We start from the raw sequence: 26,933 nt of genomic DNA on the forward strand, positions 1-26,933 counted from the left end.
AGCCTACTATTATTTCGATCCCATAAAAATGAATGCTCATTCATTACATGAATTTTTTAATGTGTCAATGATTATTTTACAAAGTCAGAATAATTTTATATGCTTATAATATGAAAAAAATATTAATAAGTGCCTGCCTTGCAGGAGACCTTGTCAGATACGATGGTAAACGAGTGCCTTTAAAGGATGTCTTGTTGAGCCAATGGAGCCGGAAAGGGAGGTTGGTAAAGGTCTGCCCTGAAGTTTCAGGTGGATTGAAAATCCCGAGGCATCAGATCCAACTTGTGGAAGGGAATGGCCGTGATGTCTTAGAAGGAAAGGCAAGGGCGGTGGATATTGTGGGGAATGATGTGACGCTTCCATTTATCAAAGGAGCTGAATATGCGCTCAGTCTTGCAGAAAAATATGATATTAAGATTGCAATATTAAAGGAGAAAAGCCCTTCCTGCGGCGTGCATCGTATTTATGACGGTCATTTTGTTTCCAATCTTATCCCGGGTTTTGGCGTGACCGCTGCTATTTTGATGCAGGATGGAATCACTGTTTTTTCAGAAAATGAGCTGGATCAGATACCCCGAGATTATAGATAAGTCTACGCTATTTAGGGGGAATACCAATTCTGCTATTTCCGATAGATGGTTGGATAAAGTCCTTCGGGGAATACCAAGCTGGTTCAAACGAAAAGTTTTATGATCAAGCCCAAAAGGGTCGCGGCCCTTACCGTCACCGATCCTTTTCTTTTTTGACATTGGAATTTTGATAAGGACGTGGTAATTTCATATATTGCATGAAATAAATTTTTAAGGGATCAGACGTGTGTTAATTGGAATCCATTCCGGTCAATAAGAAACATGGAAAATATGGGGAAAAATAATTGGATTTTTTTGACAAGAGAAGAAGTCCTGGATGCCATTGCAATTGATTTCCAGCAATATGGCCCCCAGCCCCTGATTTTCAAGGATATTGCCCCTTTGATCCTGAAAAGCCGGTGCCGGATTATACAACAAGGAGAAGAGACCAGCATATGGATTCAACACGGCCGGGGTTATCCGCTGCAAAAGATTGATGACAAAGACCTGGGTTTTTATTTTTCTCATATATTGGAGACAACAAAATACCCGTTGAAAGTTATAGCCCGCATCTGCGCCATTGTCTTTCAGACCCGGGCCTGCCCCGGAATGGGGATAGAAAAGGACAACTATGGTATCTTGATTGAAAACCATATGAATGGGTTTACCTGCTGTCGGTGTGGGCACTGCTGCAAAAGTCTCGGGTATAGCAGTGACTGCACAAAAGAAGATTACCTCAGGTGGCAGGCCCTTGGCCGCCGGGATATTATGGAACGGGTCATGATTATTCAAGAAAGTGGTAAAGAAACTCAGTACAGGATCTGGCTGGAGCAGGATACCGGTGTCCTTGCCCGGACATGCCCCTGGCTGAAGCCAGAGCCGCAAGGATACAGCTTCAGTTGTTTGATTCAGGATATAAAACCAGAGGTCTGCCAACAATATCCATTTACCCGTAAACATGCTGTCATGACAGGCTGTAAGGGCGATTTCCTGCCTTCCCTTCAGGAAAAAAGCCCTGGCCGGTCTTTAGACCACTGAACAATCGATCCAGATCGCGTTGCGTTAACGCTGATTTGATGGAGAAAAATCTGAATGCTTGAAAATCCATATGTTTTTAAAATTCAGAGATATTCCATCCATGATGGCCCTGGAATAAGAACCACCCTCTTTTTTCAAGGCTGTCCTTTGTCCTGTCACTGGTGCCATAACCCTGAAAGCCAGGCAAAGCCCTTGAAAACAGACGCGGAAGATATGGACAGGGTTGCTGCCGATTTAATGGAAGAAATTCAAAAAGATCTTATTTTTTATGATGATTCAGGCGGTGGCGTTACTTTTTCAGGCGGAGAGCCCTTGTGCCAGCCTCAATTATTATTCAGACTTCTGGATCAGTGCCGGGAAAAAGAAATTCATACCTGTGTGGATACCTCAGGATATGGTGATACTAAGGCCCTTTTAAAAGCCGCTAAAAAAGCAGAATTGATTCTTTATGATATTAAATTGGTAGATGAAAAAGCACACAAAAAATATACTGGGAAAAGCATTGCCCTTGTACTGGATAATTTAAAACAATTATCAAGACAAAAGGCTGCTGTCAGATTGCGGTTTCCCCTTATCCCCCAGGTGACGGATACGGATGAAAACATTGGCAGGGTTATTGCTTTTTTAAAAGAAAACACAATTTACCGGGATATTCATATCCTTCCGTTTCATAGGGCAGGTGAAGGAAAGTATCAATCATTGAATATAAAAAATTACATGGAAGACATACAACCGCCTTCTGAAGAGAGGGTGTTAAAAGTAAAAAAACAATTTGGGTCCAGGGGATTCAGTGTAACCATCGGGGGATAAAAATGAATTCAAGAATAAAAAGCTTAAGAAAAAAAACAAGACAAAAAGAGGTGACCGTCTCCCATGAAAGGGCTGATCTTGTTACCTCTTTTTATAAGGCATATATCAGCATGGATAAATCCATCCCGGTTCAAAGAGCATTGTGCCTGAAACATGTGCTGGGAAATAAAAAAATATTTATTGATGATAACGAGCTGATTGTCGGAGAACGCGGACCCGAGCCCAAAGCGGTTCCGACATATCCTGAAATCTGTCTGCATTCTTTGGAAGATCTTGAGATTTTAAACTCAAGACCCAAGGTGCCCTATAAAGTTTCAGAGGCAACAAAGTCAATTTATAAGGAAAAGATTATCCCGTTCTGGAAGGGCAAAACCATAAGGGAAAAGATATTTGCGGCCATGGAGGATCTATGGATTGATTCTTTTAATGCCGGGATTTTTACCGAGTTTCAGGAGCAGCGGTCCCCGGGGCATACTGCCGGAGGGGAGTTGATTTACAAGAAAGGATTCAATGACCTGAAGGAAGATATCAGGCAATGTCTTGGGGACATTGATTTTTTTGAAGATAAAGATGGCCTTGAAAAACAGGAGGTCTTAACCTCCCTTGATATAGCAGCGGATGCCCTGATTATTTTTGCCAACCGACATGCAGATGAACTGGAACACATGGCAAAAGGCGAAAAGGATTCAAAACAGAAATCAGAATTTGAGAGCATGGCCCGTGTCTGCCGGAGAGTACCTGCCAATAAACCTGAAACTTTTCACGAGGCATTGCAGTACTACTGGTTCCTCCATGTCGGGATTATCACGGAACTAAACCCCTGGGATGCCTATAATCCGGGCAGGTTTGATCAGAACCTTTATCCTTTTTATAAAAGAGATATTGAAACCGGAACATTAACCCGGGAAGCGGCAAAGGAATTGCTTTGTTGTTTCTGGATAAAATTCCATAACCATCCGGCCCCTCCAAAGGTGGGCGTAACTGCAAAGGAAAGCAATACCTACGTTGATTTTTGCCTGATCAATCTTGGGGGTGTCACAAAGGATAACCAGGATGGCGTTAATGAATTGTCCTACCTCACCCTTGATGTGATTGAAGAGATGAGACTCCTGCAGCCAAGTTCCATGATCCAGGTGTCACGGAAAAATCCAGACCGGTTTATCAAGCGGGCATTGAAAATTATTGCCACGGGTTTTGGTCAACCGTCAGTGTTTAATACCGATGCCATTATTCAGGAGATGATCCTTCATGGCAAATCTGTGGAAGATGCAAGAAAAGCCGGTGCTTCGGGCTGTGTGGAAGCAGGGGCCTTTGGAAAGGAATGCTATATTCTGACAGGCTATTTTAATCTTCCCAAAATTTTGGAAATTACCCTTCACAATGGCTTTGATCCAAGAACAAAAAAGCAGATCGGTCTTAAAACAGGAGACCCGAAAATCTTTGATACCTTTGAGCAGCTCTTTGATGCCTATAAAAAGCAGTTGGAGCATTTTATCAATATTAAGATCAAAGGCAGCAATATTATTGAACAGATTAACGCAAAGTACATGCCCGTTCCGTTACTCTCCCTTGTCACCGAGGACTGTATTAAAAATGCAAAAGATTATAACCAGGGCGGCGCAAGATACAATACCTCCTATATCCAGGGCGTTGGCATGGGAACCATTACAGATTGCTTTTCATCACTGAAGTATAATGTATATGATAACAGCCGTGTTTCCATGGAAAAGCTGTTGGATGCTCTGAAAAAAAACTTCGAAGAAAATGATCTTCTTCTTTACCGGCTGGACCAGGCGCCCAAGTATGGTAATGATGATGACTATGCCGATGCTATATTAAAAAGGGTTTTTAATGCATTCCATGGTTTAGTGACAAACAGGCCCAATGCAAAAGGGGGCGTTCACAGGATTAATCTTTTATCCACTACCTGTCATGTTTACTTTGGCGAAATCACCGGTGCGTTGCCCGATGGGAGAAAAAAGGGTGTGCCGTTTTCCGAAGGAATATCTCCGGTACAGGGGGCTGACCGGTGCGGTCCAACAGCCGTGTTGAAATCTGTAGCCAAAATCGATCATTTAAAGACAGGTGGTACACTCTTAAATCAAAAATTTCTGCCTGATCTTTTTAAAGAGAAAAAGGAACTTCAGGCCCTGGTACATTTAATCCGGTCCTATTTTAAAATGGATGGCCACCATGTACAGTTTAACGTGGTGGCCGAAAAGACGTTAAGGGATGCCCAGAAGCATCCGGAAAACTATCAGGATCTGATTGTCAGGGTCGCGGGATATTCCGATTATTTTGTGGATCTTACAAAGGCTCTACAGGAAGAGATTATACTTAGAACAGCTCATACCAATTTTTAAGGTATCGGTGTTCTGCAAAATTTTGATATCGAGAATTGCTGTAAATTCCTTGACCCTTTGGTTATTTTTTGATAGATGCAATTTATTCGATATGTCTATTTTTTTTTATCATCAAAATGTGCCGGGAAAACATATTTTGGTATGTATTTTAATTTAATTAAAGTTAGGAGAACTAAGATGAAAAAATTAATTTTGTTAGGGTTAAGTTTATTTATGGTTTTATCTTTTACCTGCTCAGCAGGTGCGAAGACCTTAAAAGTTGGTCTTGATGCTGATCCAGTATCCCTTGATCCTCAAGTACAGCTATCAGGTGGGATGCTTCAACTTTCACACTGGGTGTTTGACCCTCTTGTACGTTGGAATAAGGATCATCAGATTGTACCACGCCTTGCTGAAAAATGGGAAAGACTTGATGAACTTACAATGCGGTTTTACCTTCATAAAGGTGTTAAATTCCACAGTGGTAACACACTTACAACAAAAGATGTAAAATGGTCTTTTGAACGTCTGCAAAAAAGTATTGACTTTAAAGGCCTTTTTGAGCCTTTTGAAAGCGTTACAATCGTTGATGATTACACAGTAGATATAAAAACAAAAAAAGCATATCCCCTTCTTCTGAATATGGCAACTTATATTTTCCCAATGGATAGTGAGTTTTACACAGGAACTGATGCAACCGGACAACCCAAAGATGCCTGCGTAAAGTTCACACACACCTTTGCAAATGGTAATGAATCAGGAACCGGTCCTTTTGTTGTCAAAAAATTTGAACAAGGTATTGTGCTTGAAATGACACGTTTCAAAGATTACTGGGACACAAAATCTCCTGGTAATGTAAGCAAAGTCATACTTACTCCTATTAAAGAAAATGCAACACGTGTTGCAGCTCTTCTCTCAGGAGATGTTGATTTTATTTCTCCTGTGCCACCAACAGATTTTAAAAGAATTCGATCTGATTCTAAAGTTGATTTGGTTACACTAAATGGTGGACGTATAATCACTTTTCAGATGAATCAGGATAGAGTTGAAGCTTTTAAAAATGTCAAAGTACGTCAAGCAATCTGTTATGCTGTGAACAATGCAGGTATTGTTGAAAAAATTATGAAGGGTACTGCATCTGTTGCAGCACAACAAAGTCCTGTAGGTTATCAAGGACACAAAACAGGTCTTAAACCAAGATTTGATCTTGATAAAGCAAAAGCTCTTATGAAAGAAGCAGGTTATGCTAAAGGCCTTGAAATTACAATGATGGCTCCAAACGATCGTTATGTTAATGATGCAAAAATTGCTGAAGCAACAGCTCAGATGCTTGGAAAAATTGGTATTAAAGTTAACCTTAAAACAATGCCAAAAGCTCAATACTGGGATGAGTATGATAAAAGAGCTGCTGATATGATGATGATTGGATGGCACTCAGACACAGAAGATTCTGGTAATTTCTCAGAATTTTTAACAATGTGCACAAATGCTGATACAGGATATGGTCAGTATAATAGTGGTGCTTATTGCAACAAAAAAATTGATGAGCTTGTAATTGGCGCTCAGTCTGAAACTGATGTTGCAAAAAGAACTGAAATGCTTCAAAAAGTTGAACAAATTCTTCATGATGAGGCCGCCTTTTTACCATTCCATTGGCAAAATCATTCTTATGCCGCAAAGAAAAACTTCAAAATCGAACCTATTGTCAATGCACTAAACTTCCCTTATTTTGGTGACCTTGTAATAGAATAAGAAAAGCTTGATACAAGTATTTTAATGCGAATCAGGGGTCTGTAAACTGACCCCTGATTATCAAAATCAACACAATATAAGAAAAATTTATGTTTGCATTCATTATAAGACGAGCTCTCCAGACCATCATGGTTATGCTGGTCATCAGTTTGATAGGTTTTTCAATAAAAAGCAATATCGGTGATCCTGTCAGAGATCTTGTCGGTGAAAGGGTTACACCGGCAGAAAGGGCTGAGATAGCCGATAAACTGGGCCTAAACGATCCTTTTTTCGCACAGTATACAAGATTTGTAAAAAATGTTCTTTATGGTGACTTTGGAACATCTTTAATATATCGAAAACCATGCCTTGAAGTTATTCTAAAACATGCTCCTGCAACTATTGAACTTGTTTTAGGTGCAGCGTTAATAATAATTTTGATTTCTTTGCCATTAGGCGTGTTCTCAGCCTTAAAACCTAAACATTTGTTTTCCAGATTTATCATGGGTTTTTCTACATTAGGCGTTTCAATACCTGTCTTTTTAACCGCTATTATGTTGATTTATCTCTTTTCTGTGACCCTGGGCTGGCTACCATCCTATGGCAGAGGTGAAACTGTCGATATTTTTAATAATGGTTACTGGAATTCGGGTTTATTAACCATAGATGGGTTACAACACCTTGTTCTTCCTTGTATATCCCTTGCATCAATAATGCTGCCTTTATATATTCGCCTCATCAGATCTGAAATGATGGAGGTCCTTGAAACAGAATATATTAAGTATGCCTGGGCAAAAGGACTTGCTCCCACACGTATCTGGCTTGTTCATGCGTTCAAAAACACCTTGCTTCCGGTTGTTACGGTTTTTGGTTTGCAAATTGGTATTATGTTTGCTTTTACAATTCTTACCGAAACTGTTTTTCAATGGCAGGGCATGGGCTTTATGTTTTTAGAAGCAATACAGCGAGCTGATATTTCCCTTTTAATTGCATATCTTGTTATTGTGGCAAGTGTATTTGTTTTAGTAAATACTGTGGTTGATATATTTTATGGATTTATTAATCCCACAGTCAGAATATCAGGAACAAAATGAAAAGTTCACTACAAAAATTTAAAGAGTCATATTTTCTATATAGCTTCCGACACGATAGGGTTGCCATGGCAAGCTTTATTGCAATTATCATATTTATAATCCTTGCAATAACAGCACCATGGATTGCTCCCATGGATCCATATGATGCCAACAATATAGATATTATGAACTCTGAAATTCCACCAAGCTGGAATGAAGGAGGAGAAAAAAGTTTTCCACTCGGGACGGATAACATGGGAAGAGATATGCTTTCCACGATGTTATATGGCCTTAGGACGTCTATAATGATAGGCATAGGCGCTGTGTCCCTTCAGGCATTCATCGGTATTTTTATGGGATTGTCAGCAGGATATTTTGGAGGAAAAACCGATGCAATACTTATGAGGATAGCTGACATCCAATTTTCATTTCCTTATCTTATGCTTGCAATATTAGTTGGCGCTATTTTCCAAATTATTTTTGGAATAGGCAGATATGAACAGTTGGCTGTCCCCCTCTTAATATTGATCATTGGTTTTGCTGAATGGCCAATGTATGCAAGAACCATTCGCGCTTCTGTAATGAGAGAAAAAAACAAAGAATATGTTGAAGCTGCAAAAGTCATCGGGTTATCAAATCCTGTAATAATGGTTAGACATGTCTTGCCAAACTCTCTTACATCCCTGATGGTTATTTCAACAATACAGATTGCAAATGCAGTTATGAGCGAAGCTGCCCTGTCTTTCCTGGGTTTAGGCATGCCCGTTACAATGCCTTCTCTTGGTTCTCTTATCAGGTCTGGATTTGATTATATTTTTTCAGGATCATGGTGGATTACTATTTTTCCGGGAATTTTACTTATTCTATTTGTCCTTGCGATTAACCTGCTGGGTGACTGGTTAAGAGATGTGCTCAACCCGAAACTTTATAAAGGATAGGATTCTTTACTAATGTCTCACTTATTGGATATTCGAGATCTCGAAGTTAATTTTGCACTAAGAACAGGTAATATTACTGCTATTGACGGCGTAAGTTTTTCTCTGGACAGGGGGGAAAGACTTGGTCTTGTCGGAGAGAGTGGCGCCGGTAAATCAGTCACTGGTTTTTCAATTATTAATTTGATCAGTAAACCAGGATATATTTCCAAGGGCAATATACGCTTTGAAGGAAAAGAAATAAGTTCATATTCTGATGAGCAGATGCGCAAAATTCGCGGGAATAGAATCAGTATGATTTTTCAGGATCCCATGATGACATTAAATCCCGTTTTTACCATTGGATTCCAGATGATTGAAACCCTACAGGCCCATCGGAAAATTTCAAAAGCAGATGCGCAGGATATTGCATTGGAAAAATTAAAAAAAGTCCATATTCCATCCCCTGAGCAAAGGCTATCGCAATATCCCCATGAGTTATCAGGCGGGATGCGCCAGAGAATTATTATCGCTATTTCTTTGCTGACAGATCCTGCCATTATTATTGCTGATGAACCCACCACTGCTTTGGATGTGACAATTCAAGCTGAAATCATGGATTTGTTACAGGAATTGTGCGAATCAGATAACATGGCGTTGATACTCATCACCCATGATCTAGGGGTTGTATCCCAGGTCACTGAAAAAATTGCGGTGATGTATGCCGGTAAAATTATTGAATATGGATCAACGGATCAAGTGGTGAAATACCCGGTTCATCCCTATACCGAAGGGTTGATAAAATCCATACCGGGGACTGTTATAAAGCCGGGTTGCGACCTTGTTCAGATTCCCGGGATGATGCCGACGCTGACAAATATACCACCGGGATGCGCTTTTAATCCGAGATGTTATTTAAAGGAAGCAATGTGTACGATTAAGACACCTGAACTAAAGGATGTCGGTAATGGTGTTTTGGCAGCCTGCCATATGAAATAAACAGGGAATGAACGATAGAAAACAATGAATGAAGATAATACAATACTTTCAATAAAAAACGTGGTGAAGCACTTTGACATTTCAGGCGGTTTTTTGGATCAGGTCAGGTTTAAGAATGGCAGATTTGGTTTGGAAAAGATCACCGTTAAAGCTGTAAATGACGTCTCGCTCTTTATTAAAAAAGGTGAAACCTTAAGTGTGGTAGGGGAAAGCGGGTGTGGAAAATCAACTCTGGCAAGAGTCGTTTTGGGTCTTTATCCGCCGAACTCAGGTGAAGTATATTATGGCGGCCAAAGAATTGATAACCTTAGCCATCAGCAGATGCTGCCCTTTAGAAAAAAAATGCAGATGATTTTTCAAGACCCCTATGCATCTTTAAATCCAAGGAAAACCGTGCAGCAGACCTTGGAAGAGCCATTGAGATTTCATCATCCTGAAATGTCCAACAATGAGATCAATGATAAAATTGACCAGGTCATGGGGCAGGTGGGTGTTGACCAGGCCTGGATAAAACGCTATCCCCATGAATTTTCCGGCGGTCAGCGCCAGCGAATCAGTATTGCCAGGGGATTAATCCTTGATCCGGAATTTATTGTGGCAGATGAACCCGTGTCCGCTTTAGATGTTTCCATCCAGGCGCAGATTCTTAACCTTATGATGAAAGCCGGCAGAGAAAGGGATTTAACCTATCTGTTTATCACCCATGATTTGTCGGTTGTCCGTCATATCAGTACACGGGTTGCTGTGATGTATCTTGGAACATTATGTGAACTGGCAAAATCTGAAGACTTGTTTGCCTTTCCACGTCATCCATATACGAAAGCCCTTTTAAGCGCCATCCCTGTGGTCGGTGAGAAACGGGCCAAACAGATTAAACTTAAAGGGGAGGTGCCAACGCCGGTGAAATTGCCAACAGGATGTGTGTTTCATGCACGGTGCGTGTATGCAGATGAAAGATGTGTCAATGAGATTCCTGCATTATTAACACAGGATAACGGCACCTGTGTCGCCTGCCATGCAGTGGAAGAAAATAGAGTAATATCCTGATAACAGGGATTGTTTTATTAAATAAAAAAGCAGGCTGCAAAGTGGCCCTTGTCATATTCGATAAATTCAGGTTCCTCCTGGGAACAGATATCCTGGCGTTTGGGGCACCGGGTATGAAACCTGCATCCCGGTGGCGGGTTGATGGGGCTTGGCACATCCCCTATCAATGGCTGTATTTTTCTCTGAAAATTGGGATCTGGAATGGGTGAAGCCGCCAAAAGGGCATTGGTGTAAGGGTGTAAAGGATTTTTATACAATTCCTCAGATTTGGCAAATTCAACTATTTTACCAAGATACATGACAGCGACTCTGTCAGAGATATATTCCACAACAGGCAGATCATGGGAAATGAACAGATATGTCAGATTAAATTGTTCCTGAAGGTCTTTTAACAAATTGATCACCTGGGCCTGGATGGAGACATCAAGGGCTGAGACGGCTTCATCACATACAATGAATTCAGGTTTCAGGGCAATGGCTCTGGCAATACCTATTCTCTGCCGCTGTCCACCGGAAAACTGGTGGGGATACCTTCGCATGTGTTCCCTTCCAAGTCCTACAGTTTCCAGTATTTCAGCCACGGAATTTTCCCTTTGTGACCTGCTTTTCATCCCATGGACCAAGAGGGGTTCGCCAATGATCTGTGAAATTGATTTTCGTGGGTTAAGGGAGGAAAAAGGATCCTGAAAAATGATCTGCATTTTTTTTCTCAGTAGGCGCATGGCCTCAGGTTCCAGATCATGGATTCCCTGATCCTGAAAAAATACTTTGCCTGATGTAGGTTCTTCCAGTCTTAAAATCGTTTTTCCAAGTGTTGACTTGCCACACCCGGATTCTCCCACAAGTCCCAGGGTCTCGCCTTGTTGAATGGTCAGGCTGACCTTGTCTACTGCTTTTACCGAGGCAACTTCCTTCATGAAGACACCGCCCCTGATGGGATAATACTTAACCAGATTTTCTACTCTGAGTAATGTTTTGGAATGATTAAGCATATTTTAAACACCGCACTATATGATTTTTACTTATATTACAGATCTGAGGACTTGTGGTCATGCAGTCCTTGAACACATCCGGACAACGATTTGAAAAATAGCATCCTTCAGGAAGATCGAATAATGACGGGACCGAACCTTTTATGGTCTGCAGCCTGTCCATGTCCATATTTTTGCCCAGAACAGGTATGGACTCCATTAAGCCTATGGTATAGGGATGCCTGGGATTGTCAAATAAGGTTTTTACGTCGGCGTATTCAACGATTTTCCCTGCATACATGACGGCCACCATCTGGGCCATTTCCGCAATCACCCCAAGGTCATGGGTGATAAATAAAATTGCGGCCCCTGTTTCAGATTTCAAGCGGTTCATCAGATCAAGGATCTGGGCTTGAATGGTTACATCCAAAGCTGTGGTGGGTTCATCGGCAATCATCAGTCTGGGGTTGCATGCCAGTGCCATGGCAATCATGACTCTCTGGCGCATACCCCCGCTCATTTGATGGGGATATTCGTCAATCCTTGTCTGCTGGTCCGGAATTCCAACCAGTTTGAACATTTCAATCACCCGGTTTTTCAATTCTTTTTTGGATAGATTCTTATGAAGTTCAATGACTTCCGAAACCTGGTCTCCCACAGTGAAAACCGGGTTCAAAGAAGTCATGGGTTCCTGAAAGATCATACTGATCTTGTTGCCCCTGACTTTTCTCATCTGCTTCTCGGTGGCTTTTACCAGATCCTTTCCGTCAAATAGGATTTTTCCGCCCACAATTTTTCCGGGAGGCTGTGGGATCAGCCTCATGATGGAATGGGCAGTCACACTTTTTCCGCATCCGGATTCTCCCACTAGCCCTAAGGTCTGGCCAGGTGCGATGGTGATGCTGACATTATCAACAGCCTTGGCAATCCAGTCCCTGACAAAAAAATGTGTTCTAAGTTCTATTATATCAAGTAGATTGTCGTTATCCATTTTAATCCCTCATTCGCGGATCAAGAGCATCCCTTAATCCATCACCCAGCAGGTTGAATCCTAAAACAGCAAATAAAATAGCAAGTCCCGGCAGGGTCATAACCCATGAAGCCCTTAAAATCAATGATCTGCTCTGGGCAATCATTGCACCCCATTCAGGTGTTGGTGGCTGGGCACCCAGACCAAGAAAGCTTAAGGCGGCCGCATCAAGAATGGCACTGGCAAAATTTAATGTTGTCTGGACAATGAGGGGGCCCAGGCAATTGGGAAGAATGGCAATAAAAATAATTCTGAATTCATTTGCCCCGATGGCCCTGGCAGCTGTCACATAGTCTTTCTCACATTCTTCAAGAACACTTCCCCGGACAATTCTTGCAAATCTGGGAATATAGGTTATTCCGATGGCAATCATGGCATTTTTCAGATTTGGTCCAAGATAGGCAACAATCACGATGGCCAGAAGAATATAGGGAAAAGAAAGAATAATATCCATGATACGCATGACAATGTTATCTATCCATCCTTTCTTGTATCCTGAAATAGCACCGATCAGGGTGCCGAAAAAGAATGCAAGACTCACGCTGATGACAGATACCAACAGTGAGATTCTGGCTCCGTATATCAATCTGGAAAGTATGTCCCGCCCCAGGTCATCCGTACCGAGCAGATTCTTGGTAGTGCCGCCTTCGTACCAGACAGGGGGCTTGAGTTGGTCGTATAGGGCGGTCTCGATCGGATCATGGGGACTGATATAGGGGGCAAATATAGCAACCAGGATGAAAATGACAATAATAATCAGTCCTGCAACTGCTGTTTTATTCCGCCACAACTGACTGAGCTGTTCCAGCATGGGATGCCGGTCCAGGTTTTGTTTGTTTGTATTTTTCTTGCTCATAAACTTTACTTTTGGGTTATTTGATACTGATTTTAGGATTTATTACGGCATAGAGAAGATCGACAAACAGGTTAATTATGATAAAGATAGTGGCAATAATCAATGTGCCGCCCTGAATAACCATATAGTCCCTCTGCATGACTGCATCATACATCCATTTACCCACTCCGGGCCAGGCAAAAATAGTTTCCGTGAGGATAGCACCGCACAAAAGTACGCCGAACTGAAGGCCTATGGTCGTGACAACGGGAATCAATGCATTCCTCAATGCATGTTTGTAAACAACCTTGAATTTGGAAAGCCCTTTGGCCATTGCCGTTTTAATGTAGTCCTGTTTTAAGACCTCAAGCATGCTGGACCGGGTCATTCTGGCAATAATCGCCGTGGGAATCGTACTTAAGGTAACAGCCGGCATGATCAAATGCCAGATGGAATCCTTGAGTGCCACCCAGTTTTTAGTGATTATGGAATCAAGCACATAGAAATTTGTCACGACTTCAAGGTCGATCAAAACACTCAAACGGCCGGAAATGGGAAGCCACCCGAGATTGACGGAAAATATCAACATGAGCACCAGGCCCAGCCAGAATATCGGCATACTGACCCCTGTCAAGGCGCCGAGCATGCTCAGGTAGTCAAATATCGAATACTGCTTTGTGGCTGAAATAATCCCCAATATGATCCCCACAACAATGGAAATAAACAAGGCGCACACAGACAATTCAAGGGTTGCAGGAAATCTATGTTTGATTTCAGTCCAGACCTTTTGCCTTGTAAATATGGTTTCGCCAAGATCTCCTTTCATCAGCCGTTTCATGAACATGCCGTACTGGACATGAAGCGGTTCATTCAAGCCTAAGTGTTCCCTGATTTGATGCAGGGATTCTTCTGTTGCCCTCTCCCCCAGCATAAGTTCGGCTGGATCTCCCGGGGTTAAACGAAGCATAAAAAAGACGATCAATGACACGCCTAAAAGTGTTGGAACAAGAATAAAAATACGTCTGATAATATAAGCTAACATAATGTTATGATATAGTTTTTGAAAAGAAAAAGAGCTCTTGCAAGCTCTTTTTCTTTTTTTAGGTGTTTATTTAAATGACACGTTTTTCAATCTCACACTTCCCGTTGGATGGAGTTTGAAATTCACGACATTTTTGGTGGTAGGCCAGATAACTGTTGAATGGGCAATGGGAATGGTTCCCACGTCATCAAAAATCACCTGGAGGGCTCTTTCATAGATTTTAGTACGTTCTGCCTGATCAATTGTGATTTTACCCTTGATCATTAAATCATGGTATTCAGCGTTATGCCACTGGGTCCTGATGGAAGGAGAGGCAAGGCCATCAAAAAGAACAGCAAGGAAATTATCCGGATCACCATTGTCACCCGTCCATCCAAGCTGGAACAGATCCATGTCATCGGGCTGCTCACGTTGTTTTTTAAGGTATGTACCCCAGTCATAGCTGACAATCCTTGCCTGGATACCGATCTTTGCAAGGTTTGAAATCATGGCTACACCAACCTTAAGACCTTCAGGGTTGTAGGGACGGGGAACAGGCATTGACCAGAGGGTAATTTCGCCCAGACCTTTTCCATCTTTAAAACCGGCTTTTTCAAGTTCCTGTTTGGCAAGCTCAACATCAAAGGCATATCCCGGGATGCTTTCATTATATCCCCACATGGTTGGTGGAATCGGGTTCTTTGCAACCTGGCCCATACCCTGATAGATATTATCAACAATGGCTTTCCTGTTAAGGGCGTGGGCAACGGCTTTTCTTAAATGCAGATTACTCTTCCATGGTTCCTTTGTATGGTTGAAAGACAGGTAACCTACGTTCATGCCAGGCTGAGCAATAAGCTGGAGATTTTTATCTTTTTTGGCAAGTGGAATATCTGCCGGATTCGGGAACTGGCAGACATTGATGGAACCGGTTTTAAGTTCAAGGAATCTTACGGAGTTTTCAGGGATAGCCCTGAAAATGACCTTGTCAAAATAAGGGCCACCGGTTTTATCCCAGTAGTCGGCAAATTTTTCCAGGACAATTTTGTCATCTTTTACCCAGGAGGAAAATTTAAAAGGCCCTGTACCAACAGGCTTTCTTAAGAATTCTTTTGGATTGGAAAGAAAGGCTGTGGGGCTGATAATATCGGCGAAATCCATTCCCATGTTGGCAAGGAAAGGTGCCTCTACTCTTTTCAGCTTGAATACGACTGTGTATTCGTCAATTGCTTCAATGGAACCGATGGTGCCGTCCATTTCCATGGATGCCCAATACTCAGGCGTTCTATCCTGTTTAGGAATATCAAAACCTTTTCCAACGAATTTGACATTTTTCTCCTTCATCATCCTGCCGATGGAGAAAACAACTGCATTTGCATTAAAAGGTGTGCCATCATGAAATTTGACACCTTTTCTCAAATTGAATTTATAAGTCAGCCCATCTGCGGCAATATCCCATGATTCAGCCAGGCCGGGTTCCAGGGCGGTTGACTCGTCCTTGTATGCAACCAGGGCTTCAAAGATATTGTCACAGACCATAAACGAATTGCCGTCGGTTTCATAGGCAGGATCAAGCCCTACACTATCGCCGCCACGGCCAAAAACAAAGGTTCCGCCTGCTTTTGGCGCAGCAAGAACCGAACCGGAAAATAAAAACATAAATAATGTTAAAAAAATCCCTATTTTTTTCATTTCTCCCCCTTTGAAAATTATGTTAAATAAAGAACAACAATGATCACTTCAACGAATCATTTTTGTCTAATAACAATGTTTACTATTGAAGTCAAAGTAATTTGACTTGTTCCGGAAGTTTTCGATGGAATCTAATTTTTTAAAGATCGACATCCTTTCATTCGGCAAATCAAAGGGGTTTCTTAATATCTCATGAAAACAGCCGGAGGTTAACCTGAAAAATCATAGTTGATATCTTGACGGAATTTTAATAGTTACTGCAATAGCCATTATATGGGACAAAGATAATTTTTAAAATTAAAGGTCTAATGTTTGAGGATGATATAAAACATGACAAGGCAAGTACAGGATGCATTTAAAGCCGGAATTCCGATTTTTATCGGCTATGTGCCGGCAGCCATTGCTTTCGGGATATTGTCAAAAGGCTGCGGTATCAGTCTTTTGGAGTGTTTTTTGTTTTCAGCTGTTGTGTTTGCCGGTGCCAGCCAGTTTATTGCATTAAATTTGTTAATGACAGGGATGGGTCCGGGCGGTATAATTTTAACCACATTGCTGGTCAATTTCAGGCATTTTTTGATGAGTGCCTATTTGTCCACAAGAATTGGCAAGATCGCCAAAAGATATATATTTATGATTGCATTTGGTGTGACCGATGAAGTTTTTTCCGTCTTATCATTTAAAAAAGGTCAGCTTTCAAAGACCTTTGTTTTTATCCTGCAATTGTCCGCCTATTCAGCCTGGGTCAGCGGAACAGTGACAGGCTATATTCTGGGTGGTTTCCTTCCGGAAATTTTGAGCCAAAGTATGGGGGTTGCGCTCTATGCCCTGCTTTTGGCTATCGTGCTGCCTGAAATTAAAACATCAATCAAGGCGTTGGTTCTTACCATTTCGTCAGGGCTTTTAAATACCATTCTAATTAAATTCGACATCCTTCCAAATGGCTGGACCATTATTGTGTGTATTCTTATCATAGCCTTGGCAGGCTCATTTTTTATTGCCACGGAAGTTCAGGAGGAAAACTGTGAATGATCTTATTCCTCTAATACTGGGTATGGCGGCAGTCACATATGGGCCAAGATTGATACCATTCCTTTTGATGAGCAACAGGGAAATTCCAAAAAGGGTGGATGTCTTTTTAAAATGTATACCCGCGGCAGCAATCGGTGCCTTGATTATCCCCGGGGTATTTTCTGCAACGCCGGACATGCCCATGGCGGCAATTACAGGTATGGCCTTCACAATAATCTTTGGGTTGTGGAAAGGGGGTATCATCATACCCGTGTTAGGTTCAGTGGCAGTAACATATCTTGTCTTGCTTAGTGCAGCGTAAAGGTGCTTTTATAGATGAAATGATACATTATTTTACCATTGGAATAGTTTTGGGATTGTCTGCCGGTCTGGCACCGGGGCCTTTGTTGACACTTGTGATTTCAGAAACCATTACGCATGATATCAGGGCGGGAATTAAAGTCGCCCTGGCTCCCCTGGTTACAGATTTGCCCATTATTGTGTTGACGGTATTTATCCTGTCAAGGTTGTCGGGCTTTCATGACATATTGGGAGTGATTTCCCTGGTCGGCGGTCTATTGGTGCTGGTGATGGGGATTCAGGGTATAAAAGCCAAAGGCGTAGAGGTGGATATTCAAAAGACAAGGTCAAGATCTTTGGCAAAAGGAATACTGGTCAATATATTAAGCCCTTATCCCTATCTTTTCTGGCTGAGTGTGGGGGCGCCGACAATGACCAGGGCAAAGGATCTGCATATCTTTGCAGGTGCGGCGTTTGTGATAAGCTTTTATTTTTTGCTGGTCGGATCAAAAGTTTTGCTGGCTGTTCTGGTAGGAAAATCCAAAATGTTTTTAAAGGGCCGTGTCTATATCTATACCATGAAATTTCTAGGATTTGCCTTGTGCGCCCTTGCTGCTTTTCTTTTTAAGGATGGGCTTAGTCTTTTAGGGATTTTATAACCGCAAAAGCCACAAGGGCGGCAATAATAATTGGTGCAGCCATTGCGGCTATCAGTAAAGAAGGGTTAAGATTTATTCCCAGTTAAATTCCTTTGAAGTGACGGTATGTTCCATTCTTTGAATGCGGCGTTCAACGTTTTCAAATTTTCTTTTGATTCTTTGGATGGCCGATTGCCTTGAATGAGTATAAGTATCATAAAATTCCTGATCTTTTTCATCGTGCAGAGGAGAAACAGGTTCCATCTTCAGTAGCAGGCCTGCAACGATATACATGACTCCGACCGGCCAGAAACCGGTAAAAAGAAATAAGACCAGGGTAATTATCCTCAGCCAGAAAACACTGAAGTTGAAATAGTCGGCAAGTCCCCGGCAGACTCCCATGAAGATACCTTTTCGGGATCGGTAGATCCCTTGGCTTGAGGTCAGGGCGTTAAGCCTGTCTCTAAGCCCATTATAATGCCTTTTGTATTGTTTAAACTTATGGTTTCGTCGATGTCCATAGTGTCGTCTCATTTGTGAAAATCCTTTTTTTGGCCTTCAATCAGTATGGTTTCAAGCGCTTCAACCCGTTCTTCCATTCTTGACAGTCCATGATAAATATCCTGAATCATTTTAGTCTCTTCTGTATGGACCTGTTTTTCTTTTTTGGACAGCCCCCCTGTTTTGGAGGCCCTGATGATGCCGATAATAAGCAATCCAAGGGTGGCGATTAAGAGTATTGTACCGCCAATGCAGAGTCCTATGATAAGTGCGCCAGTCATAATGCTATTACTCCGGTTTGGTTAGTGTTTGAAGATTTATGCATTAGTTGTATCATCATTTTTTGAAGATTGGGAGGACTTTAATTTATCAAGTTCCGCCTCAATTTCATCATCTGCCTCCAGGGCATCGAACTCCTCTTCAAGTGTTGCATGCCTGCCATAGTTGACAAGGTCTGCCTCGGCCTCCATTCTTTCGATGTGATTTTCAAGTTCTTCAAATTTCTGCATCACCTCGACACTGTCCGCACGCCGGATTTCTTCCCCGGCTCTTTTTTTGTGGCTGGCCCGGATATGCCTTTGAACCAGCATACGCTGTTTTTCTCTGGCAGACTTGAGTTTGCTCTCAAGTTCCTGGATGTCGTCACGGTATTGCTCAATAATTACATGCAGTTCTGTTAATTCTATCTCAACTGCTTCAACTCTCTGTGTATGCCGTCTTTTTTCCTGGAGTGCCTGTCTGGCCAGTACGTCCTTCCCTTTTTTTACCGCAAGTTCAGCCTTCTGAGCCCAGAAATTTTCTTTTTCCTGAATGTTGTCCAGAAATCTTTGAACTTTTTTTTGATTTGCAATGGCATTTGCACAGGAAGACTTGATTTCAATTAATGTGTCTTCCATTTCCCTGATCATCAGCTTGATTAATTTTTCCGGATCTTCTGCTTTATCCAGCATGGCACTCATGTTTGATGCGACAATGTCTTTAAAGCGTGTAAAAATTCCCATTTTGTTTTCTCCTTGTCTTTATTATTTTTTCTAAATTTATAGATACAAATAGCATTTTGCGTGCCAGGCAAGGTTTTTATTTTAAATACGCTTTGATTTTAGTGGGTTATGGCTATTGACTATTATGTATTGCTGTGGTAATTATTACTAATAATTGGTAATATAGACTAATAACAGAATTATTTTACCATACTTACCGATTGTTTCAGGAGGGAGGGGGATGGTTTTATCCGGTCAGGGTCAAGAGAGTAGCAAACATTTTTCAATGCCAGAAGCGCAGGGTCAGTCAGAGGCTTTTTTTGAGTTCCAGGAGCAGATATCAAAGGTGGCGCCTATTGAGCGCCCGGTTCTTATTCTCGGGGAACGCGGCACGGGTAAAGAGCTTGCAGCGTCAAGGATTCATTTTTTATCAAAACGGTGGCAAAAGCCTTTGGTGACATTGAATTGTTCAGCATTGACACCGACCCTGATAGGGTCTGAGTTGTTCGGGTATGAAAAAGGAGCGTTCACTGGTGCCGGTTCACGTCATGCAGGCCGATTTGAGAAAGCATCAGGGGGTACACTTTTTCTGGATGAAGTTGGAACAATCCCCACGGAGGTTCAGGAAAAAATTTTAAGGGTAGTGGAATATGGAAATTTTGAACGGGTTGGCTCCTCCGACTCCATTCATGTTGATGTGCGGATTGTGGCGGCAACAAATGTAGATCTTTCTTTGATGGCACAATCCGGTGAGTTTAAGCAGGATCTTCTTGACCGGCTTTCGTTCGAAGTGATTTATGTGCCGCCGTTAAGAGAGAGAAAAGGGGATATCCTGGTTCTGGCAAATCATTTTGCAGGAAGGATAGCGTTTGAGCTTGGCTGGGATGAAATACCCAGGATTTCTTCTCAGGCATTAAAGTCGCTTGAGGCGTATCTCTGGCCTGGAAATATCAGGGAATTAAAAAATGTCATTGAACGTGCGGTATATAAATCTTCGTCCGGTAAAATTAAAGAGGTTTCCTTTAATCCGTTTAATAATCCCTATGGAAATATTCTTGAAAACAGGACGGCTGAAGTCCATGCGAGTTCGCTGATTCCAGATGAATCAAAAGACGGTGAGTCCATTGATATCATGAGTGAGATTTTGAAAAAACCGTTCAAGGAGGCTATTGGTGAGGTGGAGTGGTATCTGTTATCAAGAGCTTTAAAGGAGTGTCAATTTAATCAGAAAAAAGCGGCCAAAAGGCTTGGGCTTTCCTATGATCAATTTCGGGGGATTAAGAAAAAGTATGCCGGCAGGATTTGATGGGAAAAAGGATTTGGTTCATCATAATGAACGGGCTGGATCTACTGAGAGCTATTTTTTAAATTATGGGAAATCATCGATAAGCATGATTCAGATATAATTAAACAACCTTTAAAAACAAGTTGACCGGCTTCATTGCATCCTGTATCATGGTTGCCACTATGTTCATGATGATGAACGATTGTATGTTGAATGCAAATTGATTCAATAGTTTTTGAAAAGGTGAAGATGATAAGAATGGAGATTTTTAGCAATGGATGTTAAAACGCTCATAATCCATCCGGAGAAATGCAATAATTGTGGGGACTGCGAAATAGCATGCATTAAAACCCGTACAAGTTTAACCAGCCCCGGCCTGTCCTGTATTCGAATCCTGAAAGACAATGAAGATGAAGAATTCTTTTTCCCCATCGCCTGCAAACAGTGCGAAAATCCGCCTTGCATGGCAACCTGTCCCAAAGAGGCTATTTATCGGGATGCTGAACTGGACCGAGTTTTGATTGACCGTCAAAAATGTGTGGGATGTGGAATGTGTGTATCTGCCTGCCCTTTTGGAGCAATGAAACTGGATAAACAAAAGGCCAAATCCTATAAATGCGATCTGTGCGAAGGTAGCCCTGAATGTGTGAAAGTTTGTGAACCAATGGCCATTGAATACCTGGATATTGAAATGCTTACAAGGCCCAATATGGTCCGTGGGGCTGGTAAGTTGGCCCGGTTGGCAAAGCCTTAAAGAGATTTAAGAAGGAATCCTAGGAGATAATGACATGCCCTTTTTTAAAGTAAATGAGAACTGTAATGGCTGCCTGGCCTGTGTGCAGAATTGTCCGGCAGGCGCATTGAATTATTTTGATCAGGAAGACAGCCGGAAGATAATGCATAATATGTCTCTTTGCGCCCGGTGCGGTCACTGCTGGAGAATCTGCCCTCAGGATGCCATTGAATTTAAAGTTTTGCTGACCGGAAGATTTGATCTGGTAAAAACATTGGATCTGGTTCATTGCAAGGTATGTGGAGAACCCATTTATACGCCAAGCTTTGGTGAGACGGTTTCAAATGATACCCAAAGGAGCGTTGAGCCGCTGTGCCCGGATCATAAAGGTTCAGAACCTGTAAATGTATGGAAAAAACTTGCCTCCAAAAGAGCTTCCCAATAGGAGATAATGTATGATAGTCGGCGAACATAAACCAATAGAAGAGATTGTAGAATCAATAAAAGACTTTTCGAATGTTCTGGTAGTAGGGTGTCAAACCTGTGTGGCCGTTAGCCTGACCGGTGGTGACAGGGCTGCAAGATCAATGACTGAAGCACTCGCCCATGCTTTTAAAGACAGTAAAACCCTTCATATTTTTGAAAACAGCATGCTGGAAAGGCAATGCGAAAAAGACTGGATCAAACCATTTTTTGATCTTCCCGAAGGCGTGGATGCCATCCTGTCCCTTGCATGTGGTGCAGGCGTTCAAACCATGGCAGATATATTTAAAGGCATTCCTGTTTTACCTGGCTTAAATACAACCTTTCTCGGGGCACAGGATGCGCCTGGCATCTTCAACGAAAAATGCGCAGGATGCGGTGATTGCCTCCTGGGGTTAACCGGCGGCATATGCCCAATTGCCAGGTGTGCCAAACATCTTCTTAATGGTCCATGCGGTGGATCATCAAAGGGGAAATGCGAGATCAGTATTTCTTTGGGCCGGGATGTCGAGTGTGCCTGGCACCTGATTGTAGAACGGCTCAAAGAGCTTGGCAAGCTTGATAATTATGAAAAGATAAGTGAAGCGAAAAACTGGACTCCCGGAGGTGCCGGAGGTCCAAGACAGCTGATTCATCCAGGCGAAACGCCGTTTTAAAAATATTTGATTCAAATGGGGATCTTAAGTTTGGCCACAATAGGATATTTAATTTTCTGCATGGGCTGAAGGGAATTAAAATTCATTTCAGGGTTATATTTTCTTAAGAGCCAGAAAGGGATTTCAAGCTCATTCAAACAGAGATTCCAGATATTATCTCCATTTTTTACTACATAAATATCAGTTCCTTGAATCAAAAAAGATTCAAAAAAATCTTCCTCGATTTCTTTGTGAAATTCATACCGCTGTTCTTCAAATTCCAGGATTGTCTTTTTCTTCATGGGGATTTTAACCTTTTGATCAATGGAAATGGGAGTCCCATATTTAAACCCGTTCAAGGCCCGGATTGCCTGGGTCGGAATCTGGAGCCAGTCTGCATAATGCCCCAAAGTTTCTTCTGTTTCAACTTTAATCATCCCGATTATAAGATTACCTTTTGAATAGGTTTGAAAAACCTTAAGGTTGCTTGTCACAATGTTCGGGTTTATGTAATCTCTATCTTTTACCTCTTGTGCAAGAGGTTCAGAAATAGATTTGGGAATTTTTTTTTCGACTGCCCCCTTTTTGGCCATTATTTTTTTTCGAATATTCTTTTGAGATATGGCAGTCTTAGGTTCATTTCTGGCTATAATGATCTCATTTTTAACGGGAATCCTTAAATTTTGTCCTATATAAATGGTTGCCCTTTGATTCAGGCCATTTGCAAAAGTAAGATCCTGTAGCTTGACAGAATGGAGCCTGGCAATGGACCCTGCTGTATCTCCTTTTTGAACCCTGTGGAACCGGCTGGGTTTTTGCCTGTCCTGATACAATGCTGCCAGCCTTTTATTGATATTCGGTATGGTCAAGGTTTTTGGAAGCTTGAGGCTGAAACCTTTGGGTATATATTTCTGCGCGTTAAAAACCGGTTTTCGTAAGGACGGGTTCAGGGTTTGGATATCCCGGATACTGATGTTCAATGTATTGGACAGTTCTTTTACCGGCAGATACCCTTTTGTTTTGAGCACTTGAAATGTGACGGGCTTTTTTAAAACGATGTTGCCAAAATATTTTTTAGGATTTTTAGCAACGATTCTGGCTGCCATAAATTCAGGATAAAAGTTTCTTGATGCAAATTTAAATGAACGGCTGCTATAGGATTTGAAGATTTTTTCATAGGAACCTTTTGATTTTTTGGCTCTCATCATGCCTGCCCTGCCGTGGTTGTAAGCTGTGATTGCCAATGGCCATTCTTTAAGTTCTGCGTAATTTTTTTTCAACAGACGGGCCGCCGCATCTGTGGAAATATAAGGGTCCCGTCTTTCATCCACCACATAACCGATCTTCATGTATTGCCTGCCTGTGGAATGTGTAAACTGCCAGATACCGGCAGCACCGAATTTGGAATAGGCACTGAAATTATAAGAAGACTCAACACAGGGCAGATAAATAAGATCAACAGGGAGACCATAAGATCTGAAAATACGCTTAAACTCATCAATGACTGTACCTGAACGGATCAGGCCGGCCTTAAATTGTTCTTTTATTCCGGTTTGGCATCTTATGTTAAATGCTGCATTTTTGAAATCTGACGGGTTTGTATGGGGACCGAAAAGTGCTGCAACCCGTTTCTCTTCTTGCGATAAAGGCTTTTTCCCCTGTGAAAGATTTAAGAGAATATTTTTGTATTTTTTTATTTTTCCTGACGGCTCTTATTGTATTGGATGCATCAAGACTGACAACGTCATAAATAATTCCAAGGTTCCGGGTGTCATGGATAACGCCCCGGGATTTTGAAAATTTTGTAAATATATCTATCCAGAATTCAACATTGGGTTTAATGGATGGATAGGTGGGGAAATCAGAGGCCGAAACATTGTTATCCCGGGTGGTGGCAGACAACAGCGGGAGTGGTGTTGTTAAAAAAAACCAGATGCACAGGAAAATAATGGCAATGATTGTTTTTAAGGGTCGATTATTCCGGTTCAATACACGCCAGCAAGAGGCAGCCATAAAATCTCCCTGTTCAGATGGTTTTGGATCATTTGAATTTGCGATTAAAAGCTACCACATAATAAATGGTTTTTAAACCATTTATATGATCTTCTAATTAGTTTCTGCGTTTTTTTGCAGAGCATCACAACCTGTTTACAGGAACATTGCCCAGTTTTTCCTCAAGGTACTCGTCCATAAGGTCTTTATACTTGTCTTCAGGATAATTTATTGTGCAGGACCTGCAGCAAAAATAGATCTTTGTTCAGGTTCGTTTAATATATAGCCTTCCGCCGCAGGCCAGGCACCTTTCTTTTATATCTCTCAAGATTTTTATCCTTTATTTTTTAAAGTCTTGTGGATAAAATAAAGCCAAATATGATAAAAGTCAAAAACAATACGACAATTTATAACAGGAGTCTTGAAAATAGATGGGGGAAAACCAGGATAAATACAATCGAAGCTATCCTATTTCCTGGGATCAGCTTCACAGGGATTCAAAAGCCCTGTCATGGAGGCTTCATGACATAGAAAAACCGTGGAAAGGGATTGTTGCGATCACACGGGGCGGCCTGGTTCCTGCGGCAATAATTGCCCGGGAGCTTGGGATACACTATATTGATACTGTCTGCATCACAAGCTATGAATGGAAGAGCCAGGGAGAGGCAAAGGTTCTAAAAAATATTGATGATTCGGGTGAAGGACTTTTGATTATTGATGATCTTGTGGACACGGGCTCAACAGCCAAGGTTGTCAGGAAAATGCTTCCGGATGCCTATTTCGCAACGTTATATGCCAAACCCGCCGGCAAACCTCTGGTGGATGCCTATGTGACGGAAGTCAGCCAGGATACCTGGATTCTCTTCCCATGGGATTCAGAGTCTCAATTTGTTGAGCCTATTGCCGGGAAGTAAATGGAATCTGCCCGGGAGTCTAAACCAACCTTCCGGGCAGATGATTTGATCATTTTTTTTTATCGATGATATTTCTGTGGGCCATCAGCCGGATGGCATTGATTTTAATAAACCCTTCAGCATCTTCCTGATTGTATCCGCCTTCAATATCCATGGAAGACAGATCCTGGTCATAAAGGGAAGAAGGACTTGTCCGGGCAACTGGGTATGCAGTGCCTTTATAGAGTTTCAAGGTGACGGAGCCGTCAATGACCTCCTGGCTTTTATCAATGGCCACCATGAGAAATTCCATTTCAGGGCTGAACCAGAATCCATTGTAAACCAGTTCTGCAAATTTGGCAGACAGCATGTCTCGAAGCCGCATCACTTCCCGGTCCATGGCCACACCTTCAATGTCTTTGTGGGCTTCGTGGAGAATGGTGCCGCCCGGGGTTTCATAAACGCCTCGTGATTTAATTCCCACAAACCGGTTCTCGACCATGTCAAGTCGGCCAATCCCATTTTCTCTCCCCAGCTCATTGAGGTATTCAAACAGTTCAAGCGGGTCAGTTTTAATTATATTATTTTCAAGATTGGTGACTTTAACCGGAATGCCGTCCTTGAATTCAATTTCAATTTTTGTGGGTTTGTCCGGTGCATTTTCCGGGGATACAGTATGGGAATAAATACTTTCTTCGCACTCATGGGCAGGGTCTTCAAGGATGCCGGCTTCATGGGAAATATGCAGCAGGTTATCATCTTCACTATAGGGTTTGGATGCAGACTGTTTTGTTGGGATGCCGTGTTTTTCAGCATACTCGAGAAGATCGGTTCTCCCCTTGAAGGTGCTTAAAAAATCAGCGTTTTTCCAGGGTGCAATGACCTTGATTTTTGGATTCAGGGCATAGTATGACAATTCAAACCTGACCTGATCGTTGCCTTTGCCTGTTGCGCCATGGGATACATACTCGGCGCCGACCTGCTTTGCAATCTCTATCTGTTTTTTTGCAATGATGGGGCGGGCAATGGCCGTTCCTAAAAGGTATCGTCCTTCATATATTGTGTTGGCTTTATACACGGGAAAGATATAATCGGTGACAAATTCTTTTCTCATGTCTTCGATAAATACTTTGGATGCACCGATTTTTAATGCCTTTTGTTCTGCAGCCTCGAAATCTTCTTTCTGGCCGATGTCGGCCATATAGGCAAATACTTCATAGCCTTGTTCCAACAGCCATTTTAATATAACAGAGGTGTCAAGCCCGCCTGAATAGGCTAGAACAACTTTTTCTTTTGACATTGGATCTCCTTTATTTTTTTAAATTCCAATTAGTTTTAAATATCATGGCCTATTAATGAAGAAAAACATTGAAATAGTCAACAAAAAATGGTTTTGCCAAGTTTTTCTGGAAA

The 26,933-nt window shown here is 41.8% G+C and carries 29 protein-coding genes; 17 read left to right on the top strand and 12 right to left on the bottom strand.

Annotated features, from left to right (window positions below; translation table 11 throughout):
- The first annotated feature begins 110 nt into the window (after nt 1-110).
- The 9 genes from QAI40_RS02565 (at nt 111) to QAI40_RS02605 (ending at nt 10,523) form a co-directional block, all read left to right on the top strand.
- Nucleotides 111-590 carry a DUF523 domain-containing protein gene (locus tag QAI40_RS02565; protein WP_299976898.1) on the top strand — a complete coding sequence of 160 codons (480 nt, stop codon included), beginning with the start codon at nt 111-113 and terminating at the stop codon, nt 588-590.
- A gap of 270 nt (nt 591-860) precedes the next feature.
- Nucleotides 861-1,607 carry a YkgJ family cysteine cluster protein gene (locus QAI40_RS02570; protein WP_299976901.1) on the top strand — a complete coding sequence of 249 codons (747 nt, stop codon included), beginning with the start codon at nt 861-863 and terminating at the stop codon, nt 1,605-1,607.
- A 54-nt stretch (nt 1,608-1,661) separates the two neighbouring features.
- Nucleotides 1,662-2,417, top strand: a complete 756-nt coding sequence (locus QAI40_RS02575) for a glycyl-radical enzyme activating protein (protein ID WP_299976903.1) — start codon at nt 1,662-1,664, stop codon at nt 2,415-2,417.
- Between the two features lie 2 nt (nt 2,418-2,419).
- On the top strand, nt 2,420-4,780 hold the full coding sequence (gene hypD, locus QAI40_RS02580; RefSeq protein WP_299976906.1) for a trans-4-hydroxy-L-proline dehydratase: 2,361 nt from the start codon (nt 2,420-2,422) through the stop codon (nt 4,778-4,780).
- Nucleotides 4,781-4,957: 177 nt separating this feature from the next.
- On the top strand, nt 4,958-6,511 hold the full coding sequence (locus QAI40_RS02585; protein WP_299976908.1) for an ABC transporter substrate-binding protein: 1,554 nt from the start codon (nt 4,958-4,960) through the stop codon (nt 6,509-6,511).
- A gap of 89 nt (nt 6,512-6,600) precedes the next feature.
- The gene (locus QAI40_RS02590; RefSeq protein ID WP_299976910.1) at nt 6,601-7,584 is read left to right on the top strand and encodes an ABC transporter permease; all 984 of its coding nucleotides are present in this window, start codon (nt 6,601-6,603) and stop codon (nt 7,582-7,584) included.
- Nucleotides 7,581-8,501 carry an ABC transporter permease gene (locus tag QAI40_RS02595; RefSeq protein WP_299976913.1) on the top strand — a complete coding sequence of 307 codons (921 nt, stop codon included), beginning with the start codon at nt 7,581-7,583 and terminating at the stop codon, nt 8,499-8,501. The genes QAI40_RS02590 and QAI40_RS02595 overlap by 4 nt, the downstream gene beginning before the upstream one ends.
- A gap of 12 nt (nt 8,502-8,513) precedes the next feature.
- Nucleotides 8,514-9,476 carry an ABC transporter ATP-binding protein gene (locus tag QAI40_RS02600; protein WP_299976916.1) on the top strand — a complete coding sequence of 321 codons (963 nt, stop codon included), beginning with the start codon at nt 8,514-8,516 and terminating at the stop codon, nt 9,474-9,476.
- 24 nt (nt 9,477-9,500) lie between these two features.
- Nucleotides 9,501-10,523, top strand: a complete 1,023-nt coding sequence (locus QAI40_RS02605; RefSeq protein ID WP_299976919.1) for an ABC transporter ATP-binding protein — start codon at nt 9,501-9,503, stop codon at nt 10,521-10,523.
- 17 nt (nt 10,524-10,540) lie between these two features.
- Here the strand turns inward: QAI40_RS02605 and QAI40_RS02610 are convergent, their stop codons facing one another.
- The 5 genes from QAI40_RS02610 to QAI40_RS02630 all read right to left on the bottom strand — a co-directional run bounded on the left by QAI40_RS02610 (nt 10,541) and on the right by QAI40_RS02630 (nt 16,072).
- A complete protein-coding gene (locus QAI40_RS02610; protein WP_299976922.1) occupies nt 10,541-11,515 on the bottom strand; it encodes an ABC transporter ATP-binding protein in 975 nt (324 codons plus the stop codon).
- Complete coding sequence (locus QAI40_RS02615; protein ID WP_299976925.1) at nt 11,508-12,485, bottom strand: ABC transporter ATP-binding protein; 978 nt, start codon at nt 12,483-12,485, stop codon at nt 11,508-11,510. Before QAI40_RS02615 ends, QAI40_RS02610 begins: the two co-directional genes overlap by 8 nt.
- A gap of 1 nt (nt 12,486) precedes the next feature.
- Complete coding sequence (locus QAI40_RS02620) at nt 12,487-13,380, bottom strand: ABC transporter permease (RefSeq protein ID WP_299976928.1); 894 nt, start codon at nt 13,378-13,380, stop codon at nt 12,487-12,489.
- Nucleotides 13,381-13,396: 16 nt separating this feature from the next.
- On the bottom strand, nt 13,397-14,401 hold the full coding sequence (locus QAI40_RS02625) for an ABC transporter permease (protein ID WP_299976931.1): 1,005 nt from the start codon (nt 14,399-14,401) through the stop codon (nt 13,397-13,399).
- Nucleotides 14,402-14,467: 66 nt separating this feature from the next.
- The gene (locus QAI40_RS02630) at nt 14,468-16,072 is read right to left on the bottom strand and encodes an ABC transporter substrate-binding protein (RefSeq protein ID WP_299976934.1); all 1,605 of its coding nucleotides are present in this window, start codon (nt 16,070-16,072) and stop codon (nt 14,468-14,470) included.
- A gap of 330 nt (nt 16,073-16,402) precedes the next feature.
- Here QAI40_RS02630 and QAI40_RS02635 point away from each other — a divergent pair, with 330 nt between their 5' ends.
- The 3 genes from QAI40_RS02635 to QAI40_RS02645 are packed head-to-tail and all read left to right on the top strand — an operon-like array spanning nt 16,403 to nt 18,039.
- Nucleotides 16,403-17,101 (top strand): AzlC family ABC transporter permease, encoded by a 699-nt coding sequence (locus tag QAI40_RS02635; protein ID WP_299976938.1) that lies wholly within the window; start codon nt 16,403-16,405, stop codon nt 17,099-17,101.
- Nucleotides 17,094-17,402: an AzlD domain-containing protein gene (locus tag QAI40_RS02640; RefSeq protein ID WP_299976941.1), complete on the top strand. Its 309-nt coding sequence runs from the start codon at nt 17,094-17,096 to the stop codon at nt 17,400-17,402. Before QAI40_RS02635 ends, QAI40_RS02640 begins: the two co-directional genes overlap by 8 nt.
- Before the next feature lie 19 nt (nt 17,403-17,421).
- Complete coding sequence (locus tag QAI40_RS02645; RefSeq protein WP_304511445.1) at nt 17,422-18,039, top strand: LysE family translocator; 618 nt, start codon at nt 17,422-17,424, stop codon at nt 18,037-18,039.
- A 72-nt stretch (nt 18,040-18,111) separates the two neighbouring features.
- On the opposite strand, the gene pspC is transcribed toward QAI40_RS02645, so the two are convergent.
- From pspC to QAI40_RS02660, 3 genes are read right to left on the bottom strand one after another with little or no spacing between them, the layout of a single operon-like run.
- Nucleotides 18,112-18,552 carry an envelope stress response membrane protein PspC gene (pspC, locus tag QAI40_RS02650; RefSeq protein ID WP_299976947.1) on the bottom strand — a complete coding sequence of 147 codons (441 nt, stop codon included), beginning with the start codon at nt 18,550-18,552 and terminating at the stop codon, nt 18,112-18,114.
- On the bottom strand, nt 18,549-18,800 hold the full coding sequence (locus QAI40_RS02655; RefSeq protein WP_299976949.1) for a phage-shock protein: 252 nt from the start codon (nt 18,798-18,800) through the stop codon (nt 18,549-18,551). Before QAI40_RS02655 ends, pspC begins: the two co-directional genes overlap by 4 nt.
- 36 nt (nt 18,801-18,836) lie before the next feature.
- Nucleotides 18,837-19,520, bottom strand: coding sequence for a PspA/IM30 family protein (locus QAI40_RS02660; RefSeq protein WP_299976952.1), 684 nt, complete (start codon nt 19,518-19,520; stop codon nt 18,837-18,839).
- A gap of 220 nt (nt 19,521-19,740) precedes the next feature.
- Between QAI40_RS02660 and pspF the strand changes: the two genes are divergently transcribed.
- The 4 genes from pspF to QAI40_RS02680 all read left to right on the top strand — a co-directional run bounded on the left by pspF (nt 19,741) and on the right by QAI40_RS02680 (nt 22,656).
- Nucleotides 19,741-20,805, top strand: coding sequence for a phage shock protein operon transcriptional activator (gene pspF, locus QAI40_RS02665; protein WP_304511446.1), 1,065 nt, complete (start codon nt 19,741-19,743; stop codon nt 20,803-20,805).
- 253 nt (nt 20,806-21,058) lie between these two features.
- The gene (locus QAI40_RS02670; protein ID WP_299976955.1) at nt 21,059-21,538 is read left to right on the top strand and encodes a 4Fe-4S dicluster domain-containing protein; all 480 of its coding nucleotides are present in this window, start codon (nt 21,059-21,061) and stop codon (nt 21,536-21,538) included.
- Between the two features lie 34 nt (nt 21,539-21,572).
- Nucleotides 21,573-21,962 (top strand): indolepyruvate ferredoxin oxidoreductase subunit alpha, encoded by a 390-nt coding sequence (locus tag QAI40_RS02675; RefSeq protein ID WP_299976958.1) that lies wholly within the window; start codon nt 21,573-21,575, stop codon nt 21,960-21,962.
- A 10-nt stretch (nt 21,963-21,972) separates the two neighbouring features.
- Complete coding sequence (locus QAI40_RS02680; protein WP_299976961.1) at nt 21,973-22,656, top strand: methylenetetrahydrofolate reductase C-terminal domain-containing protein; 684 nt, start codon at nt 21,973-21,975, stop codon at nt 22,654-22,656.
- Between the two features lie 11 nt (nt 22,657-22,667).
- Here QAI40_RS02680 and QAI40_RS02685 read toward each other — a convergent pair whose 3' ends face one another.
- The 3 genes from QAI40_RS02685 to QAI40_RS17140 all read right to left on the bottom strand — a co-directional run bounded on the left by QAI40_RS02685 (nt 22,668) and on the right by QAI40_RS17140 (nt 24,886).
- A complete protein-coding gene (locus QAI40_RS02685; RefSeq protein ID WP_331520614.1) occupies nt 22,668-24,314 on the bottom strand; it encodes a lytic transglycosylase domain-containing protein in 1,647 nt (548 codons plus the stop codon).
- Nucleotides 24,202-24,648 (bottom strand): hypothetical protein, encoded by a 447-nt coding sequence (locus tag QAI40_RS02690; RefSeq protein ID WP_299976964.1) that lies wholly within the window; start codon nt 24,646-24,648, stop codon nt 24,202-24,204. Before QAI40_RS02690 ends, QAI40_RS02685 begins: the two co-directional genes overlap by 113 nt.
- A 124-nt stretch (nt 24,649-24,772) precedes the next feature.
- On the bottom strand, nt 24,773-24,886 hold the full coding sequence (locus QAI40_RS17140; protein WP_367278825.1) for a dual CXXC motif small (seleno)protein: 114 nt from the start codon (nt 24,884-24,886) through the stop codon (nt 24,773-24,775).
- A 172-nt stretch (nt 24,887-25,058) separates the two neighbouring features.
- Here QAI40_RS17140 and gpt point away from each other — a divergent pair, with 172 nt between their 5' ends.
- The gene (gene gpt / locus QAI40_RS02695) at nt 25,059-25,541 is read left to right on the top strand and encodes a xanthine phosphoribosyltransferase (protein WP_299976967.1); all 483 of its coding nucleotides are present in this window, start codon (nt 25,059-25,061) and stop codon (nt 25,539-25,541) included.
- A gap of 49 nt (nt 25,542-25,590) precedes the next feature.
- Here the strand turns inward: gpt and QAI40_RS02700 are convergent, their stop codons facing one another.
- Nucleotides 25,591-26,820 (bottom strand): argininosuccinate synthase, encoded by a 1,230-nt coding sequence (locus tag QAI40_RS02700; RefSeq protein ID WP_299976970.1) that lies wholly within the window; start codon nt 26,818-26,820, stop codon nt 25,591-25,593.
- Nucleotides 26,821-26,933: the final 113 nt, after the last annotated feature.

Origin of the sequence: Desulfobacula sp. (genome assembly GCF_030611305.1) — a bacterium.
In the GTDB taxonomy this organism is placed as follows: Bacteria; Desulfobacterota; Desulfobacteria; order Desulfobacterales; family Desulfobacteraceae; genus Desulfobacula.

What these genes read in the sequence shown, in the direction of transcription:
- QAI40_RS02565 (WP_299976898.1), top strand. Translation starts at nt 111, where the DNA reads ATGAAAAAAATATTAATAAGTGCCTGCCTTGCAGGAGACCTTGTCAGA.
- QAI40_RS02570 (WP_299976901.1), top strand. Translation starts at nt 861, where the DNA reads ATGGGGAAAAATAATTGGATTTTTTTGACAAGAGAAGAAGTCCTGGAT.
- QAI40_RS02575 (WP_299976903.1), top strand. Translation starts at nt 1,662, where the DNA reads ATGCTTGAAAATCCATATGTTTTTAAAATTCAGAGATATTCCATCCAT.
- hypD (WP_299976906.1), top strand. Translation starts at nt 2,420, where the DNA reads ATGAATTCAAGAATAAAAAGCTTAAGAAAAAAAACAAGACAAAAAGAG.
- QAI40_RS02585 (WP_299976908.1), top strand. Translation starts at nt 4,958, where the DNA reads ATGAAAAAATTAATTTTGTTAGGGTTAAGTTTATTTATGGTTTTATCT.
- QAI40_RS02590 (WP_299976910.1), top strand. Translation starts at nt 6,601, where the DNA reads ATGTTTGCATTCATTATAAGACGAGCTCTCCAGACCATCATGGTTATG.
- QAI40_RS02595 (WP_299976913.1), top strand. Translation starts at nt 7,581, where the DNA reads ATGAAAAGTTCACTACAAAAATTTAAAGAGTCATATTTTCTATATAGC.
- QAI40_RS02600 (WP_299976916.1), top strand. Translation starts at nt 8,514, where the DNA reads ATGTCTCACTTATTGGATATTCGAGATCTCGAAGTTAATTTTGCACTA.
- QAI40_RS02605 (WP_299976919.1), top strand. Translation starts at nt 9,501, where the DNA reads ATGAATGAAGATAATACAATACTTTCAATAAAAAACGTGGTGAAGCAC.
- QAI40_RS02610 (WP_299976922.1), bottom strand. Translation starts at nt 11,515, where the DNA reads ATGCTTAATCATTCCAAAACATTACTCAGAGTAGAAAATCTGGTTAAG.
- QAI40_RS02615 (WP_299976925.1), bottom strand. Translation starts at nt 12,485, where the DNA reads ATGGATAACGACAATCTACTTGATATAATAGAACTTAGAACACATTTT.
- QAI40_RS02620 (WP_299976928.1), bottom strand. Translation starts at nt 13,380, where the DNA reads ATGAGCAAGAAAAATACAAACAAACAAAACCTGGACCGGCATCCCATG.
- QAI40_RS02625 (WP_299976931.1), bottom strand. Translation starts at nt 14,401, where the DNA reads ATGTTAGCTTATATTATCAGACGTATTTTTATTCTTGTTCCAACACTT.
- QAI40_RS02630 (WP_299976934.1), bottom strand. Translation starts at nt 16,072, where the DNA reads ATGAAAAAAATAGGGATTTTTTTAACATTATTTATGTTTTTATTTTCC.
- QAI40_RS02635 (WP_299976938.1), top strand. Translation starts at nt 16,403, where the DNA reads ATGACAAGGCAAGTACAGGATGCATTTAAAGCCGGAATTCCGATTTTT.
- QAI40_RS02645 (WP_304511445.1), top strand. Translation starts at nt 17,422, where the DNA reads ATGATACATTATTTTACCATTGGAATAGTTTTGGGATTGTCTGCCGGT.
- pspC (WP_299976947.1), bottom strand. Translation starts at nt 18,552, where the DNA reads ATGAGACGACACTATGGACATCGACGAAACCATAAGTTTAAACAATAC.
- QAI40_RS02655 (WP_299976949.1), bottom strand. Translation starts at nt 18,800, where the DNA reads ATGACTGGCGCACTTATCATAGGACTCTGCATTGGCGGTACAATACTC.
- QAI40_RS02660 (WP_299976952.1), bottom strand. Translation starts at nt 19,520, where the DNA reads ATGGGAATTTTTACACGCTTTAAAGACATTGTCGCATCAAACATGAGT.
- pspF (WP_304511446.1), top strand. Translation starts at nt 19,741, where the DNA reads ATGGTTTTATCCGGTCAGGGTCAAGAGAGTAGCAAACATTTTTCAATG.
- QAI40_RS02670 (WP_299976955.1), top strand. Translation starts at nt 21,059, where the DNA reads ATGGATGTTAAAACGCTCATAATCCATCCGGAGAAATGCAATAATTGT.
- QAI40_RS02675 (WP_299976958.1), top strand. Translation starts at nt 21,573, where the DNA reads ATGCCCTTTTTTAAAGTAAATGAGAACTGTAATGGCTGCCTGGCCTGT.
- QAI40_RS02680 (WP_299976961.1), top strand. Translation starts at nt 21,973, where the DNA reads ATGATAGTCGGCGAACATAAACCAATAGAAGAGATTGTAGAATCAATA.
- QAI40_RS02690 (WP_299976964.1), bottom strand. Translation starts at nt 24,648, where the DNA reads ATGGCTGCCTCTTGCTGGCGTGTATTGAACCGGAATAATCGACCCTTA.
- gpt (WP_299976967.1), top strand. Translation starts at nt 25,059, where the DNA reads ATGGGGGAAAACCAGGATAAATACAATCGAAGCTATCCTATTTCCTGG.
- QAI40_RS02700 (WP_299976970.1), bottom strand. Translation starts at nt 26,820, where the DNA reads ATGTCAAAAGAAAAAGTTGTTCTAGCCTATTCAGGCGGGCTTGACACC.